Origin of the sequence: Pseudomonas sp. NLJ1, from assembly GCF_049486705.1 — a bacterium.
GTDB classification, from domain to species: Bacteria; Pseudomonadota; Gammaproteobacteria; order Pseudomonadales; family Pseudomonadaceae; genus Aquipseudomonas; species Aquipseudomonas inefficax.
Genome location: NZ_CP137735.1, coordinates 650,501 through 668,224, shown reverse-complemented (window position 1 = coordinate 668,224; position 17,724 = coordinate 650,501). Strand labels below are relative to the sequence as shown.

At 62.7% G+C, this 17,724-nt stretch carries 8 protein-coding genes; 3 read left to right on the top strand and 5 right to left on the bottom strand.

Annotation, left to right across the window (positions count from 1 at the left end; genetic code table 11):
* Positions 1-48: 48 nt before the first annotated feature.
* On the top strand, positions 49-9,669 hold the full coding sequence (locus tag R9B85_RS03095) for a retention module-containing protein (RefSeq protein ID WP_423770819.1): 9,621 nt from the start codon (positions 49-51) through the stop codon (positions 9,667-9,669).
* Positions 9,670-9,891: 222 nt separating this feature from the next.
* Here R9B85_RS03095 and R9B85_RS03090 read toward each other — a convergent pair whose 3' ends face one another.
* Positions 9,892-10,077: a hypothetical protein gene (locus R9B85_RS03090; protein WP_112252816.1), complete on the bottom strand. Its 186-nt coding sequence runs from the start codon at positions 10,075-10,077 to the stop codon at positions 9,892-9,894.
* A 294-nt stretch (positions 10,078-10,371) separates the two neighbouring features.
* Positions 10,372-11,415 (bottom strand): alpha/beta fold hydrolase, encoded by a 1,044-nt coding sequence (locus tag R9B85_RS03085; RefSeq protein WP_423770818.1) that lies wholly within the window; start codon positions 11,413-11,415, stop codon positions 10,372-10,374.
* A 206-nt stretch (positions 11,416-11,621) separates the two neighbouring features.
* On the opposite strand from R9B85_RS03085, the gene R9B85_RS03080 reads away from it, so the two are divergent.
* Positions 11,622-11,975, top strand: a complete 354-nt coding sequence (locus tag R9B85_RS03080) for an SH3 domain-containing protein (RefSeq protein ID WP_215520631.1) — start codon at positions 11,622-11,624, stop codon at positions 11,973-11,975.
* 573 nt (positions 11,976-12,548) lie between these two features.
* On the opposite strand, the gene R9B85_RS03075 is transcribed toward R9B85_RS03080, so the two are convergent.
* Entirely contained in the window at positions 12,549-13,454 is a 906-nt protein-coding gene (locus R9B85_RS03075; protein ID WP_112252812.1) for a LysR family transcriptional regulator, read from the bottom strand.
* A gap of 98 nt (positions 13,455-13,552) precedes the next feature.
* Here R9B85_RS03075 and R9B85_RS03070 point away from each other — a divergent pair, with 98 nt between their 5' ends.
* A complete protein-coding gene (locus R9B85_RS03070) occupies positions 13,553-14,314 on the top strand; it encodes a sulfite exporter TauE/SafE family protein (RefSeq protein WP_423770817.1) in 762 nt (253 codons plus the stop codon).
* A 1-nt stretch (position 14,315) separates the two neighbouring features.
* On the opposite strand, the gene R9B85_RS03065 is transcribed toward R9B85_RS03070, so the two are convergent.
* Positions 14,316-15,740: a diguanylate cyclase gene (locus R9B85_RS03065; protein WP_423771052.1), complete on the bottom strand. Its 1,425-nt coding sequence runs from the start codon at positions 15,738-15,740 to the stop codon at positions 14,316-14,318.
* A 139-nt stretch (positions 15,741-15,879) separates the two neighbouring features.
* Positions 15,880-17,709 carry an SLC13 family permease gene (locus R9B85_RS03060; protein ID WP_423770816.1) on the bottom strand — a complete coding sequence of 610 codons (1,830 nt, stop codon included), beginning with the start codon at positions 17,707-17,709 and terminating at the stop codon, positions 15,880-15,882.
* Positions 17,710-17,724 lie beyond the last annotated feature (15 nt).

Here is a 17,724-nt window from a genome sequence, read left to right as displayed (position 1 = left end):
ATGGCCGAACATGGAAGCCAATCGCACACGTTACCCGGGAGAGCCGCCTTGAGCATCGCCATAGTCAAAAGTGTTGTTGGCCAGGTAATCGCCATTTCCCCAGAGGGCACCCAGCGTGTGCTTGTGGAAGGGGATCGAGTGTTCGCGGGTGAACAGATCCAGACCGGCCCCGGTGGCGCGGTGAGCTTGGAACTGGCCGATGGACGCATCCTCGATCTGGGGCGCGATACCCAGTGGAGCGCCGATGCTCCAGATAGCGTGGCCGACCTGAGCGCAGCCAGTGCGCAGGCCGCACCCTCCGTCGACGAGTTGCAACAAGCCATCGCCGCCGGTGCTGACCCGACAACCGCGCTCGAAGCGACCGCAGCAGGCCCAACGGGGGCAGGTGCGAACCCTGGTGGCATCGGGGGCGGCCACTCGTTTGTGATGCTTGACGCAGTGGGCGGGTCGGTTGCCCCCACCATTGGTTTCCCCACCGGGCCACTTGGCGTTGCTGTTGAACCGACTCGGGAATTCGTCGGCAATTCGACACCGGTACAGCAGGTACCTGAGGTACAACCCGAGCCTCAGCCCATTGCGGCCACGCTGACCCTGAGCAGCACCAATGTGCAGGAAGGGGGCCTGACCAGTATTACCGGTACCCTGAGCCAGCCGGCAGGCAAGGATTTCACGGTGACCCTGAGCAATGGCCAGACCTTGTCGTTCAAAGCAGGTGAAACGGTCGCAACGACCGGTGAGTTCACTGCCCAGAGCGATGATGTGTTCCGGGACGGTGAAATCCAGAACATCACCGTCACCAATGCCGGCGATCATGGCTTTGGCAGCCTCAATACCGGTGCAACTTCTATCCTCACTGTGACCGATACTGTCGACACCGTGAGGGCCGAGCTGAGTATCTCACCGAATCCGGCAGTGGAAGGGCAGGCGGTGACTTACACCATTACCCTGACCGGTCCTGCCGGTGCCGATTTGACTCAACACGGTGGTCTGTCCATCACCCTGAGCAACGGCGAGGTGATCAACATCCCTGCGGGCCAGATCAGCGCTTCGCAAACCGCCAACCTGGCGAACGACGTCTATATCGGCAGTAGTGCTCCGAGTATCGCCATCAACAGCATCACCGAGCAAGGTACAGGCAAGCAGGTCTTTGAAAACCTGATCAAAGGCGACCCGGTGACCCTGCAGATCACCGATGAGCCGGGCACGCCAGGCAACCCTGGCACTCCAGGCACGCCGAATGGTGGCGATGCAGTGACGCTGACCCTGACCGGCAACGCGGTGCAGGAAGGGGGGCAGACCACCATAACCGGTACTCTAAGCCACCCGGCCGGCCAAGCCTTCACCGTCACCCTGAGCAACGGCCAGACCCTGAGCTTTGCCAAGGACGCCACCATCGCGACCACCGCACCGTTTGTGGCGCAGAGCGATGACGTGTTCAAGGATGGCGAAACCCAGACCGTCAGCGTGACAAATGCGGGCAACCACAACTTCGAAAACCTGAACACCAGCGCCACCACGGCCCTCACGGTCACCGATACCATCAACACCGTGAAGGCCGAGCTGAGCATTTCGCCGAACCCGGCAGTGGAAGGCCAGGCGGTGACCTACACCATCACCCTGACCGGTCCTGCCGGTGCCGACCTGAGTCAGCACGGTGGTCTGTCCATCACCCTGAGCAACGGCGAGGTGATCAACATCCCTGCGGGCCAGATCAGCGCTTCGCAAACCGCCAACCTGGCGAACGACGTCTATATCGGCAGTAGTGCTCCGAGTATCGCCATCAACAGCATCACCGAGCAAGGTACAGGCAAGCAGGTCTTTGAAAACCTGATCAAAGGCGACCCGGTGACCCTGCAGATCACCGATGAGCCGGGCACGCCAGGCAACCCTGGCACTCCAGGCACGCCGAATGGTGGCGATGCAGTGACGCTGACCCTGACCGGCAACGCGGTGCAGGAAGGGGGGCAGACCACCATAACCGGTACTCTAAGCCACCCGGCCGGCCAAGCCTTCACCGTCACCCTGAGCAACGGCCAGACCCTGAGCTTTGCCAAGGACGCCACCATCGCGACCACCGCACCGTTTGTGGCGCAGAGCGATGACGTGTTCAAGGATGGCGAAACCCAGACCGTCAGCGTGACAAATGCGGGCAACCACAACTTCGAAAACCTGAACACCAGCGCCACCACGGCCCTCACGGTCACCGATACCATCAACACCGTGAAGGCCGAGCTGAGCATTTCGCCGAACCCGGCAGTGGAAGGCCAGGCGGTGACCTACACCATCACCCTGACCGGTCCTGCCGGTGCCGACCTGAGTCAGCACGGTGGTCTGTCCATCACCCTGAGCAACGGCGAGGTGATCAACATCCCTGCGGGCCAGGTCAGTGGCTCGCAGTCGGGCGTCCTGGCGGACAACGTCTATGTCGGCAACAGTGCCCCAGGCATCGCCATCTCCGGGATCACCGAGCAAGGCACGGGCAAGCAGGTCTTTGAAAACCTGATCAAAGGCGACCCGGTGACCCTGCAGATCACCGACGAGCCGGGCACCCCCGGCAACCCTGGCACTCCAGGCACACCGAATGGCGGCGATGAAGTGACGCTGACCCTGACGGGCAACACCGTGCAGGAAGGCAACACCACGACCATCACCGGTACCCTGAGCCACCCGGCAGGCCCAGCGTTCACCGTAACCCTGAGCAACGGCCAGACCCTGACCTTTGCGGAGGGCGCGCATACCGCGACCACCGCACCGTTCGTGGCGCAGAGCGATGACGTGTTCAAGGACGGCGAAACCCAGACCATCATCGTGACCGATGCCGGTAGCCACAACTTCGAAAACCTGAACACCAGCGCCACCACGACGATTACCGTGAGCGACACCGTCGACACCGTGAAGGCCGAGCTGAGCATTTCGCCGAACCCGGCGATGGAAGGCCAGGCAGTGACTTACACCATCACCCTGACCGGCCCGGCCGGCGCCGACCTGACCCAGCACGGCGGCCTGGATATCGAGCTGAGCAACGGTAAGGTGGTCCACATCGCAGCCGGGCAGATCAGTGGCTCGCAGTCGGGTGTTCTGGCGGACAACGTCTATGTCGGCAACAGTGCCCCAAGCATCGCCATCTCCGGGATCACCGAGCAAGGCACGGGCAAACAGGTCTTTGAAAACCTGGTCAAAGGCGACCCGGTGACCCTGCAGATCACCGACGAGCCGGGCACCCCCGGCAACCCTGGCACTCCAGGCACACCGAATGGCGGCGATGAAGTGACGCTGACCCTGACGGGCAACACCGTGCAGGAAGGCAACACCACGACCATCACCGGTACCCTGAGCCACCCGGCAGGCCCAGCGTTCACCGTAACCCTGAGCAACGGCCAGACCCTGACCTTTGCGGAGGGCGCGCATACCGCGACCACCGCACCGTTCGTGGCGCAGAGCGATGACGTGTTCAAGGACGGCGAAACCCAGACCATCATCGTGACCGATGCCGGTAGCCACAACTTCGAAAACCTGAACACCAGCGCCACCACGACGATTACCGTGAGCGACACCGTCGATACCGTAAAGGCCGAATTGAGCATCTCGCCGAATCCGGCAGTGGAAGGCCAGGCGGTGACCTACACCATTACCTTGACTGGCCCGGTCGGCGCCGACCTGACCCAGCATGGCGGCCTGGATATCGAGCTGAGCAACGGTAAGGTGGTCCACATCGCAGCCGGGCAGAACAGTGGCTCACAATCGGATGTTCTGGTGGACAACGTGTATGTCGGCAGCAGCGCCCCAAGCATCGCTATCTCCGGCATCACCGAGCAAGGCACCGGCAAACAGGTCTTTGAAAACCTGGTCAAAGGCGATCCGGTGACACTGCAGATCACCGATGAGCCGGGTACCCCAGGCAACCCTGGCACTCCAGGCACGCCGAATGACGGCGATGCAGTGACGCTGACCCTCACTGGCAACACCGTGCAGGAAGGCAACACCACGACCATCACCGCTACCCTGAGCCACCCGGCAGGCCAGGCCTTTACCGTTACTCTGAGCAACGGCCAGACCTTGAGCTTCGCCAAGGATGCCACCACTGCGACCACCGCACCGTTCGTGGCGCAGAGCGATGACGTCTTCAAGGACGGCGAAACCCAGGCCATCAGCGTGACGAATGCGGGCAACCACAACTTCGAAAACCTGAACACCAGCGCCACCACGACGATCACCGTGAGCGATACCGTCGACACTGTGAAGGCCGAGCTGAGCATTTCGCCGAACCCGGCAGTGGAAGGCCAGGCGGTGACCTACACCATCACCCTGACCGGTCCTGCCGGTGCCGACCTGAGTCAGCACGGTGGTCTGTCCATCGCGCTGAGCAACGGCGAGGTGATCAACATCCCTGCAGGCCAGATCAGCGCTTCGCAAACCGCCAACCTGGCGAACGACGTCTATGTGGGCAGCAGTGCTGCGAGCATTGCTATCTCCGGCATCACCGAGCAAGGCACAGGCAAACAGGTCTTTGAAAACCTGGTCAAAGGCGATCCGGTGATACTGGAGATCACCGACGAGCCGGGCACCCCTGGTAACCCGGGCGCTCCAGGCACTCCGAATGGAGGTGACGAAGTTACGCTGACCCTCACCGGCAACGCCGTGCTGGAAGGCAACACCACAACCATCACCGGTACCCTGAGTCACCCAGCGGGCCAGGCCTTCACCGTCACCTTGAGCAACGGCCAGACCTTGAGCTTCACCAAGGACGCCACCACCGCGACCACCGCACCGTTCGTGGCGCAGAGCGATGACGTGTTCAAGGACGGCGAAACCCAGACCATCAGCGTGATGAATGCGGGCAACCACAACTTCGAAAACCTGAACACCAGCGCGACCACGACCGTCATCGTGAGCGATACCGTCGACACTGTGAAGGCCGAGCTGAGCATTTCGCCGAACCCGGCCGTGGAAGGGCAGGCGGTGACCTACACCATCACCCTGACCGGCCCGGCCGGTGCCGACCTGAGTCAGCACGGTGGTTTGTCCATCGCGCTGAGCAACGGCGAGGTGATCAACATCCCTGCAGGCCAGCTCAGCGCTTCGCAAACCGCCAACCTGGCGGACGACGTCTATGTGGGCAGCAGTGCCCCAAGCATCGCCATCAACGGGATCACCGAGCAAGGCACGGGCAAACAGGTCTTTGAGAACCTGATCAAAGGCGATCCGGTCACCCTGCAGATCACCGATGAGCCGGGCACCCCTGGTAACCCGGGCGCTCCAGGCACTCCGAATGGAGGTGACGAAGTTACGCTGACCCTCACCGGCAACGCCGTGCTGGAAGGCAACACCACAACCATCACCGGTACCCTGAGTCACCCAGCGGGCCAGGCCTTCACCGTCACCTTGAGCAACGGCCAGACCTTGAGCTTCACCAAGGACGCCACCACCGCGACCACCGCACCGTTCGTGGCGCAGAGCGATGACGTGTTCAAGGACGGCGAAACCCAGACCATCAGCGTGACGAATGCGGGCAACCACAACTTCGAAAACCTGAACACCAGCGCCACCACGGCCCTCACGGTCACCGATACCATCAACACCGTGAAGGCCGAGCTGAGCATTTCGCCGAACCCGGCAGTGGAAGGGCAGGCGGTGACCTACACCATCACCCTGACCGGTCCTGCCGGTGCCGACCTGAGTCAGCACGGTGGTTTGTCCATCACTCTGAGCAACGGCGAGGTGATCAACATCCCTGCGGGCCAGGTCAGCGCTTCGCAAACCGCTAACCTGGCGGACGACGTCTATGTGGGCAGCAGTGCCCCGAGCATCGCCATCAACGGGATCACCGAGCAAGGCACGGGCAAACAGGTCTTCGAGAATCTGGTCAAAGGCGACCCGGTGACTCTGCAGATCACCGACGAGCCGGGCACCCCCGGCAATCCTGGCGCCCCGGGCACACCGAATGGCGGCGATGCAGTGACGCTGACCCTGACCGGCAATGCCGTGCAGGAAGGGGGGCAGACCACTATTACCGGTACCCTGAGCCACCCAGCGGGCCAGGCCTTCACCGTCACCCTGAGCAACGGTCAGACCTTGACCTTCGCCAAGGACGCCACCACTGCGACCACCGCACCGTTCGTGGCGCAGAGCGATGACGTCTTCAAGGACGGCGAAACCCAGGCCATCAGCGTGACGAATGCGGGCAACCACAACTTCGAAAACCTGAACACCAGCGCTACCACGACCGTTACCGTGAGCGATACCGTCGACACTGTGAAGGCCGAGCTGAGCATCTCGCCGAACCCGGCAGTGGAAGGCCAGGCGGTGACCTACACCATCACCCTGACCGGTCCTGCCGGTGCCGACCTGAGTCAGCACGGTGGTTTGTCCGTTGCCCTGAGCAACGGCGAGGTGATCAACATCCCTGCGGGCCAGGTCAGCGCTTCGCAAACCGCTAACCTGGCGGACGACGTCTATGTGGGCAGCAGTGCCCCAAGCATCGCCATCTCCGGGATCACCGAGCAAGGCACGGGCACCCAGGTCTTTGAGAACCTGATCAAAGGCGACCCGGTGACCCTGCAGATCACCGACGAACCAGGCACGCCAGGCAACCCTGGCACCCCAGGCACGCCGAATGGCGGCGATGAAGTGACGCTGACCCTGACGGGCAACACCGTGCAGGAAGGCAACACCACAACCATCACCGGCACCCTGAGCCACCCGGCAGGCCAAGCGTTCACCGTAACCCTGAGCAACGGCCAGACCCTGACCTTTGCCGAGGGCGCGCATACCGCGACCACCGCACCGTTCGTGGCGCAGAGCGATGACGTGTTCAAGGACGGCGAAACCCAGACCATCAGCGTGACCGATGCCGGTAGCCACAACTTCGAAAACCTGAACACCAGTGCCACCACGACGGTCACCGTGAGCGACACCGTCGACACCGTGAAGGCCGAGCTGTGCATCTCGCCGAACCCGGCGGTGGAAGGCCAGGCGGTGACTTACACCATTACCTTGACCGGCCCGGCCGGTGCCGACCTGACCCAGCATGGCGGCCTGGATATCGCACTGAGCAATGGCAAGATCGTTCACATTCCGGCCGGGGAAATTACTGGCTCGCAAACCGCCAACCTGGCAGATAACGTCTATGTCGGCAGCAGTGCGCCGAGCATCGCCATCTCCGGGATCACCGAGCAAGGCACGGGCAAACAGGTCTTTGAGAACCTGGTCAAAGGCGACCCGGTCACTCTGCAGATCACCGACGAACCGGGCACTCCAGGCAACCCTGGCACCCCGGGTACGCCGAATGGCGGCGATGAAGTGACGCTGACCCTCACCGGTAATACCGTGCAGGAAGGCAACACCACGACCATCACCGGCACCCTGAGCCACCCGGCAGGCCAGGCGTTCACCGTCACCCTGAGCAACGGCCAGACCCTGAGCTTCGCCAAGGACGCCACCACCGCGACCACCGCACCATTCGTGGCGCAGGGCGATGACGTCTTCAAGGACGGCGAAACCCAGACCATCAGCGTGACAAATGTGGGCAACCACAACTTCGAGAACCTGAACACCAGTGCCACCACGACCCTCACGGTCACCGATACCATCAACACCGTGACGGTCGTGCTGAGCGCTTCGCCCAACCCGGCAGCCAAGGGCCAGGAGGTGACCTACACGGTCAATCTGGAAGCGCCGGCGGGCATGAGTGCAAGCAACCATGGCGGCCTGACCATCAAGCTGGATAATGGCCTGACCATCATGGTGGCGGCGGGCAGCACCACCGGCACGGTGAAAGGTGCCATTCCCGACGGTGTCTTCGTGGGTGGTGGCAGCGTGTCCGTGGGCATCGACCAGATCACGCAGAATGGCACGGGTAGCAAGGTGTTCGAGAACCTGGTCCCGGGCGCCAGCGTTGCGGTGGGCATGACCAACGCCACGCCAACCATCACTTCGGGTGCCGCGCTGGTGTCCGAGGAGGGGCTGATCGGCGGGAACAAAGACACCGTCGGTTCACCAGCCGACCAAAGCGACAGCAAGTCGTACATTGGCAAGCTGACAATCAGCGATATCGACACACCGTCAGCCAACCTCTCGGTCAGCCTGGCAGTACCATCGACAGCGCTGACATCCTCTGGCCAGAGTGTGCAATGGGCGTTGTCCAATGGCGGCAAGACCCTGACCGGCACGGCCGGTGGCAAGGATGTGATCGAAATCAGGATCGACAACGGCGGCAATTACACCGTGGAGCTGAAGGGGCCACTCGATCATCCGAACCAGGCGGCCGAGGATGTACTGTCCTTCAACGTTGGTGTCAGCGTTACCGACGGCAGCACTTCATCGACCGGCACGCTGACCATCAGTGTCGAAGACGACAGCCCGACCTTCGCCACCAGTGACAATGCCGGCATGTGGAACACTGTCGGGTACACGGCGGTTGGCGACACGCACTTCCTGGCGGGCGGTGATGGCATGGGTACGCTGAAGTTCGGCACCATCGTTGGCCTGCCTTCGGGCTGGAGCAGCAAGGCAACGGATGCGAGCGGCGCCACGGTGGAAGTCTTCGACGGTACCACGAAGGTGTTCACGCTTGCCTTGGGAGCGGATGGGCACTACACCGTCACCCAGAACAGCGTGCGTGAAGGTAGCCGAGACACGTTCAACCTGGAAGGTTTGAAGTCCGGGAATACCTCAACCTTGTCTGTTACTTTCAATAGCGGCATAACGGCCACGTTCGAAGCCTTGGCCAGTGCTACAGGGAAACCGACGATCAATGTCGGCAATGGATTGGGGGTGGGTAACAACCACTTCTCTGCCAACGAGATGTTCTCCGTGGCGTTCACCGATGCCCAGCAGCACGCCATCTCGATGAAAGAGGTCACGTTGGGCATTGCGCGGCTTCAGGTCAGCGGTGACGTCGATATCATTGCCTCCTACAAGGACGCCAATGGTGTTGTGCATGAAGCAACGAAGACGTACACCATCACCTCTGGCTCCGAGGCCATAAAGATTCTGGCCAGTGACTTCACGGGCCTTGCCGGGCACGCCTTCGACACGATTACCTTGGCAGCCCCGAGCAAGAGTACGCTTGACACCACCTTCACCAAACTTACCTATGTAGAGGAGAAACCTGCCAGCGACCTGAACTTCACGGTCCATGTCATCGGCACTGACCACGATGGTGATTCGGCAAGCAGCTCGTTCGTGGTGACATCCCATGGTGATGCAGCCTCGACGTCGATGAGCACGATGTCGCTGATGGCGGGCGACGCATCGGACAGCAGCTCCTCGTCCTTGCTTGGCAGCGATGACCACATCCTGTTCGTGGGGGCAGGTGACAGCACCGTCACCGGCAGCAGCGGCACCGCCGAGTCCTTCGTGTGGTCGGCAGGTGATACTGGCCATGACGTGATCAGGAACTTCAATGCTGAAGAAGGCGACCGCCTGGACCTGAGTGCCCTGCTGCAGGGCGAATCGCTTTCGGCGATCGAAAGCTACCTGAAGATCACCACGGTCGGTGGCGAGTCGACCTTGCAGGTCAGCACCCAGGGCAAGTTCACACCCGGCAGTGATACCAGCAGCGCTGATGTGTCGATCAAGCTCGAAGGAGTGAACTGGTCGAACACCACGGTCAGTTCGCTGGTCAGTGGTGGTGATCCAACCATCAAGATCGACCATTCGGAGCAGTGAGCCGCGCCCTGCGGCGGCCACCAGGCCGCTGCGGGGTTCTTGAGTACTGTGAAGATCCTGTGGGAGCGGGCGTGCCCGCGAAGAAGCCAGCGCAGGCTACAAATCTCTGATGGCTGGTGCAAAGTCCGATTCTCGGCAAATGGCTGCACCAGAATCATTGCCGGCTCAAGCAAAGCCCTCAGCTTCGAACGTGTTGGCGGGTGAACCCTGCTCCCCCAGGTTTTACTGCAGGGTCACCGGCTTCATGCCATCCGGCAGTTTTTGAATAGCTGCCTCCATCCGCGCGATCGGTGCCGCGAGTTCGTCCGCTTCCTTGTCCTTGCCCTCCCTTCTCAGGCGGTCACGCTCAAGGCGCAGGTTAAGCAAACTCTTCTGTAACTTCAGGGCCGAGGTATTGAACGGATCCATGCTTTTCTCATGCTGTAGGCTTCCGTGCCGTTGTAGGAAAACTGGACCGTAGCAGCTCGAATTTGCTGGAGAAACTGATGTTTCATACAGGCAAATCTCAGTGCTTCGATTCTTCCTACATTTCGAGGTAAAAGATCCTACAAGCCGCATTTCAGATCGTGTCTTTCAAATCCGCCTCAACACCGCGCGATAGCTGGGCACAATCGGTTTTCGATAATGCAGGCCCTCGACGCAGTTCAAACCAGGACCTGCCGTTCTTTTCGAAACCTTATGTAGCAATTGCCGCTCCGCAAGCTACAGATGGTCCGCATCCACCACCGCCTGGGTGAACGCCTGCGGCGCTTCCTGCGGCAGGTTGTGGCCGATGCCGCCGCTGATCAGCCGGTACTCGTACTTGCCGGTAAAGCGCTGCGCATAGGCTTCGGCCGGCGGGTGCGGGGCGCCGTTGGCGTCGCCTTCCAGGGTGATGGTCGGTACGCCGATGCTGGGGAAGCTGGCCAGTCTGGCCTCGAGCGGGTCGTAGCGCGTTTCGCCCTGGGCCAGCCCCAGCCGCCAGCGGTAGTTGTGCACGGTGATCGCCACCTGGTCGGGGTTGTCCAGGGCCTTGGCGCTGCGCTCGAAGGTGGCGTCATCGAAGGCCCACTTGGGCGAGGCGGTTTGCCAGATCAGCTTGGCGAAGGCATGGCGGTTCTTGTCATAGCCGGCCTGGCCGCGCGCGGTGGCAAAGTAGTACTGGTACCACCACTGCAACTCTGCGCTGGGGGGCAGAGGGGCCTTGGCGGCTTCCTGGCTGCTGATCAGGTAGCCGCTGACCGATACCAGCGCCTTTACCCGCTCTGGCCACAGCGCCGAGACAATGTCGGCAGTGCGTGCGCCCCAGTCGAAACCGGCGAGCACGGCACGCTGGACATGCAGCGCGTCCATGAAGGCGATCACGTCGCTGGCCAGTGCCGAGGGCTGGGCATTGCGTGGGGTTGCCGCAGACAGGAAGCGGGTCTGCCCGTAACCACGTACGTAGGGCACCAACACCCGGTAGCCCTTTGCCGCCAGGGCGGGTGCAACTTGCTCGAAGCTGTGAATGTCATACGGCCAGCCATGCAGCAGGATCACCACCGGGCCGTCGGCGGGGCCTTGCTCTACGTAGGCCACATCGAGCACGCCAGCGTTAATGTGTTTCAGCGGGCCGAAGTCATCCGCCGCCGTGGCGGCTGGCTGGGCCTGCAGCGGTGCAGCCGTGGCCATGTTCGCCGCCAGCAGGCCAAGCGGCAGCAGGGCACAGGCGAGCAGCGTACGGCTGAAGCGGCGTGGCAGAGCGGTGGTCGAGTGGCGGGCGGACATCGGGCATCTCCTTGGCGAAGCCATCGGTGCGGGTTGATGGGGCCAGTAAAGATGACGGCTGTATCGAGGATGTGTCCGCTCGGCCTGCAGGAAACGTTCCTGTGTATCAAGTCTCAATCTGTACACATGAAGATACAAATACCGGCTGGCAGCCGGTTTTGCCGCTTCTGCTACGATCGATTGGTTTCCCGGCCAAGGAGAGGCCCATGCATTACGTTGTGATTGAATCTCACCGCAGTGAGTACCCGCGGCCCATCCGCTTCGCCAAGGGCACCTTGCTGAACATTGGCCCACGCTACGAAGGCGAGCCTGGTTGGCAGGACTGGTACCTTTGCACCTGCACTGGCCAGGAGCCCGGCTGGGTGCCGGCCCAATTGATCGAGTGGCTCAGCATGTGCCAGGGCAGGGCGCTGGACCACTACTCGGCGCATGAACTGGATGCCGACCCGGGGCAGTTGGTGCAGATGGTGCGCCCGCTCAATGGCTGGGTCTGGTGCAGACACCATGGCAATGACGAGTATGGCTGGTTGCCTGCGCAGAAGCTTCAGCCGCTGACCTGATGTGCGCGTTCGCTCCAGGTACGCAGCTCTTGTGAGAGCGGCCTTGCGTCGCGAAAGGGCCGCAAAGCGGTCCTGGCAATGTTGAGGGATGCATCGAAACCCTGGGTCCGCTGTGCGGCCCTTTCGCGACGCAAGGCCGCTCCCACAGAAGAACCGGTGCCTCGCATCTGATCCGCTTTTTTTCCATAAACCTGAATCTGTAACGGTATCAGCCCAAGCCCGACAATACGCCCATTCCCGCATCACACTTGTAGAGGTTCCAATGGGCAAGCTCGCGCTATTCCTGGGTGGTTTTCTGCTGCTGACCATTCTGATTGGTATTCTTGGCACCATTCCGCCAAGCTGACATTCACCAGCCTATTTCCCTCGCGGCCTGCCTGTCCCCCGGGCGGGCCCATTCTCCTTCTTTGTTGGCCGATTCGCCCTGCCTGTTTGTACGATAAGTCTTTCTTTGCACTGGGAAAACTGTCCACAAAAAACGTGGGTAGGTCTGTGGATAAAGTGCTGCAAGCCAGGCCCGCGGCGGGCTCTGTTAAATTGAGCAGAATTTGAACAGCGATTTAAGAGGATGTTTCAGTAGGCCAGGCCGGCGCGGCGCAGGGCTGCCAGCAGGTCGCGTACCCGCGCTGGCAACTCGCCGGCGGGGTACACGGCGTGCATCTGCGGGTCCTGGCCGTTGCTGGAGGTCAGGCGGTACTGCGGGCATACCCGCACCAGTCGCCCGGCCTTGACCTGCGCTTCGCCGACCCAGGCGGCCAGGCGGGCAATGCCGGCACCGGCCAGGGTGCTGTGGTACACCGCGTCACCTGAGTCCAGGCGCAGCCTGGGCCTGGGGCGCAGGCTGGTGATCTCATCGTCGCGGCAGAAGTGCCAGGCCTTGAGGATGCGCGGGGCAGTGTGCAGGATCAGCGCGTGGCCTTCGAGGTCCTCGGGTTGTTCTGGCGTGCCGGCCAGGGCCAGGTATTCCGGGCTCGCATACAGGTGACGGCGGTAATCCCACAGCGGGTAGCCGATCAATTCGCTCGACTGCGGGAAGGCCCCGCGCACCACGAAATCGAACTTGCCTTGCAGCGGGTCCAGGGCCCCGTCGCTGTACTGCACGTCCAACGTTACCTGTGGGTGGCAGCGGGAAAACTCGGCAAGCACCTGGGGCAGCACATGTTCACCCAGCACTTGCGGCACGGCGAAGCGGATCCAGCCTTGTGCACTGCCGCTTAGCGCGGCCAGTTCGTCGGCAGCATCACGTTGCACATCCAGCAAGCGTTCAGCGTGAGGCAGCAGGCGCTCGCCGGCTTCGGTCAGGGTCACGGCATTGGCGTTGCGGTTGAGCAGCTTGCTCCCGGCGTTGTCTTCCAGGGTTTGCACTGCGCGGGTGACTGCGCTAGGTGAGCGCCCCAGGGCGCGGGCGGCGGCGACGAAGCTGCGCTTGTGCGCCACGCTGACGAACGCCTGGATTTCCCGCAGCATGTCCAATGCCATTGCCTGCTCCTTGTTGCAGTTTTTGCAATATGGCATTTCAACACAAGCGCGGCACTTTGATTAGCCTTGCAAGCGTCTTCACTGCCTGGAACCGCGCCATGATGGATATCGCTGTGCTCTCCGTATTCGCCTTCGCAGCAGGGCTGATCGACGCCGCCGTGGGGAGCGGTGGGCTGATCCAGATCCCGGCCTTGTTCAACGTGCTGCCCACCGCACAACCGGCGGCACTGCTCGGTAGCAACAAGCTGGCATCGGTGTGCGGCACGGCCTTCGCTGCGCGTTCGTTCATTCGCAGGGTGACGCTGGACTGGGGGTTGATCGTGCCGGCTGCGCTCAGTGCCTTCGTCATGTCGTTCGCCGGTGCCGCCACGGTGTCGCTGGTCCCGCCCGGCGTGATGCGCCCGGCGGTACTGGTGCTGATCGTGTTGATGGCCATCTACACGTTCTGCAAGAAGGACTTCGGCACGCTGCACAAACCCGCAAGGATAGGCCGCAAGGAGCAGTGCCTGGCGGTGCTGATCGGTGGCGCGATCGGTTTTTACGACGGCCTGTTCGGGCCGGGTACCGGCAGTTTCCTGATCTTCCTGTTCATCCGCTTCTTCGCGTTGGACTTCCTGCACGCCTCGGCGTCGGCCAAGGTGGTGAACATCGCCACCAACCTGGCGGCGCTGGTGTTCTTCGTGCCATCAGGCAACGTGCTGTACGCCATCGCCTTGCCCATGGCGGTGTGCAACATCCTCGGCGCGCTGACCGGTACCTGGCTGGCGGTGCGCAAGGGCGCGGGTTTCGTGCGCGGGCTGTTCCTGGTGCTGCTGTGCGTGCTGATCGCCAAGTTGACGTGGGACCTGCTGGGCGGCTAGTTCATATCACCTGGCGTTGCGGCTCGGCCTGTTCGACGCGGTTGCGGCCATGGGCCTTGGCCCGGTACAGCGCCTGGTCGGCGCGCGCCAGCAGTTCGTCGAGGGTGGGGGCCGGCACATCGGCGGCACAACCGGCCAGGCCGATACTCACGGTAACTTGCAGATGCTGGTCGGCCTGCAGCACATGCAGGTCCTGCACGGCGCGGCGCAGGCGTTCGGCAGTGAATTTGGCCCGACCTGGCGCCAGGCCCGGGAGGACCACGACAAATTCCTCGCCGCCCAGGCGGGCGAACAGGTCACCATCGTGCAACTGGTCCTGCAAGGTGCTGGCGAACTGGCGCAGCACCTGGTCACCGACCGCATGGCCGTGGGCATCATTGATCGACTTGAAGTGGTCGATGTCCAGCATCATCAGGGTCAGCGGCAGTGCCTGGGCGTGTTGCTGGCGGCTTTCCAGTAGCGCGTTGGCGCGGCGGGTGAAAGCGCTGCGGGTCAGCACGCCGGTGAGATGGTCGATGGTGGCCTGATGCGCCAGGCGGGCCATCAGGCTGCGGTTGGCCTGGCTGACGCAGGCGACCACCAGCGGCCCAAGCACCAGCATGGCGATGCCCAGGCGCGCCGACATCAGGGTGCTCACCCCGAGCTCGCTTTGCGGCAAGCTGAAATGCATGAGGTTCTGCGCCACCGCCACGATCAGTGTGCTGCCAGCGGTGAGTGTCAACAGCGAGACCAGGAACGGTGAGTAAGTCCAGGCGCACCACAGCAGCGCGGCAATCGGGAAGGCGATGGCCCCGGGGCCGCCGAAGGCAATGCTGAACGCCAGCGATGCGAGCAGCACCAATAACGGCGCCAGGCGGATGGCCTGGGCACCACCGCGCATCAGTGCTCGTGCCGAAGGCGCCGTCAGCAGCACTGGCAGCACCAGTACGCTGGTCGAGAATTGTTCACTGAACCAGGCCAGCCAGGTTGCGCGCAACGACTGTTCGAACCACGGCGTGGCCATTGCCGCCGCCATGCTGGCCGCCACTATCGCGCCGGCGGCACAGGCGCCGAACACACGGAGTACTCCGTGGGGAGTACGCATGCGCCGGTGCAGGCGCGGCAAGCGCGAGAGCATCAGCCAGAGGGTGACTACCACGCCCAGGTTGCACAGGTTGAACCACAGCGCCGGTACCCAGGCGCTGCCGCACAGCAGGTCGGCGCCGACCATGGCCAGCCAGACCAGGGCAAAGCCCGTGAGTGTGGCCTGGCGGGGGTAGCGCAGCAGTACGCCGGCCAGTACTGCATTGACCGGCCAGAACAGCGACAAGGATTCGATCGGGCGGGCCAGGATGCCGCCCAAGGTAAGGGCAAAGGTCAGGCCGAGTAGAACGACGTAGTGCAACAAGCGCGCTTGGGCTGGAAAAACCATGGGCTCGACCGGCAAGGCGGAAACGAAATCCAGGACAACGGCTTGAAGCACCTGGGGCAATTGCGCGTAAGTGTGTTTCGACAGGGGACTTGATGTCAATCTGCCGCAATCGCTCGCGATAATGCCAAATTGCCTTCATTCGAGGCCTGTCACCTCACAGCCCGAAGAACCACGGCACCATCAACACGGTCACCAGCATCACCAGGACGGTGAACGGCACACCAACTTTGACGAAGTCGGCAAAGCGGTATTGCCCCGGGCCCAGTACCAGTGTGTTCACCGGCGATGACACCGGGGTCATGAAGGCCGCCGAGGCGGCCAGCGCCACGGTCATGGCGAACGGGTAGGGCGACATGCCCAGCTGCGTTGCGGTGCTGACTGCCACGGGTGCCATCAGTACCGCAGTGGCCGTGTTGGAGATGAACAGGCCGATCACCGCCGTGACTGCGAACAGGCAGGCAAGGATGGCGTTGGGGCCGGCATCACCCAGCACGCTGACCAGGCCGCCCACCGCCAGGTCGATGCCGCCGGTTTTCTGCAATGCCTGGGCAAAGGGCAGCATACCCACGATCAGCACCAGGCTTTGCCAGTGGATGGCCCGGTAGGCGCTGTTCATGTCGATGCAGCGGCCTGCGCCCATCAGCAGGCAGCCGATCAGTGCGGCAATGACATTGGGGACCGCGCCACTGACCATCAGCCCGACCATCACCGCCAGGCTCAGCAACGCCTGTGGCGCACGGGTACGGGCGGGCGCGACCAAGTCGACTTCCGCGGGCAGGCTCAGTACCAGGAAGTCCTTGGGCTTGCTTTGCAGCTGGCGCACGGCTTTCCACGGGCCGACGACCAGCAGGGTGTCGCCCAGGCGCAGCTTTTCTTCCACCAGTTGTTCTTCGATCGCCACCTGGTCGCGGCGCAAGCCGACCACGTTGAGGTCGAAGCGAGTTCGGAAGGCCAGTTCGAGGATGCTCTTGCCGAGCAGTTTCGACCCTGGTGGCAGCAAGACCTCGGCCATGCCCAGCTCCTGGGACTGGTCAATGAAATAGGCGGCCTTGAAGTGCAGCGGCTCCAGTTGCATGGTCTGGCACAGGCTGCGCAGGTCGTCGCGGTTGGCGAACAGGTCGAGCAGCAGCACATCGCCCTGGTGCAGCACGGTGCTGGAGCTGGCGGCGATCACCCGTGTGGTGAACTTGTGCTGGCGCTCGATGCCGATCACGTTGGCGCCATGCCGGGTGCGCAGTTCCAGCTCGCCCAGGGTATGACCGATCAGCGGTGAGTTGGGGCGGATGCGCAGGCGCCGTTCACGGCCGTTGAGTTTGTAGTCCAGCACCAGGTCCAGCAGGGTACGGCGGCTTTCCACGCGGCCGTCCTTGCGTACTTCGCCATTCAGCCATTGCCGGGTCAACAGCATGTAGCCGATGCCCAGCACCAGCACCACCAGGCCAAACGGAGTGAAACTGAAGAAGCTGAAGCCCGCTTCGCCATGGCGCACCAGCTCGCTGTGTACCACCACGTTGGGCGGCGTGGCCACCAGGCTGAGCATGCCGCTGATCAGGCCAGCGAAGGCCAGCGGCATCATCAGGCGGGCGGGCGAAAGCTGCAGGCGCGCGGCGATGCTCAGCACCACCGGAATGAAGATGGCCACCACGCCGGTGGAGCTCATCATCGACCCCAGTCCCGCCACAGCCACCATCAGCAGCACCAGCAGGCGCGCCTCGCTGTTGCCGGCCCGCTCGCTCATCCATTCGCCGATGCGGTAGGCAATGCCGGTGCGCACCAGGCCTTCGCCGATCACGAACAAGGCGGCGATCAATACCACGTTGGGGTCACTGAAGCCGGCCAGCGCTTGTTCCACGGTGAGGATGCCCGACAGCGGCAGGGCGAGGATTACCAGCAGCGCGACTACGTCCATGCGCGGGCGGTTGATGACGAACAGGGCGATGACGATGGCCAGCAGGCCGAGGACCCAGAGTAGCTCTTGGTTCATGGGGAGGGGGTGTTC

What these genes read in the sequence shown, in the direction of transcription:
- R9B85_RS03090 (WP_112252816.1), bottom strand. Translation starts at nt 10,077, where the DNA reads ATGGATCCGTTCAATACCTCGGCCCTGAAGTTACAGAAGAGTTTGCTT.
- R9B85_RS03085 (WP_423770818.1), bottom strand. Translation starts at nt 11,415, where the DNA reads ATGTCCGCCCGCCACTCGACCACCGCTCTGCCACGCCGCTTCAGCCGT.
- R9B85_RS03080 (WP_215520631.1), top strand. Translation starts at nt 11,622, where the DNA reads ATGCATTACGTTGTGATTGAATCTCACCGCAGTGAGTACCCGCGGCCC.
- R9B85_RS03075 (WP_112252812.1), bottom strand. Translation starts at nt 13,454, where the DNA reads ATGGCATTGGACATGCTGCGGGAAATCCAGGCGTTCGTCAGCGTGGCG.
- R9B85_RS03070 (WP_423770817.1), top strand. Translation starts at nt 13,553, where the DNA reads ATGATGGATATCGCTGTGCTCTCCGTATTCGCCTTCGCAGCAGGGCTG.
- R9B85_RS03060 (WP_423770816.1), bottom strand. Translation starts at nt 17,709, where the DNA reads ATGAACCAAGAGCTACTCTGGGTCCTCGGCCTGCTGGCCATCGTCATC.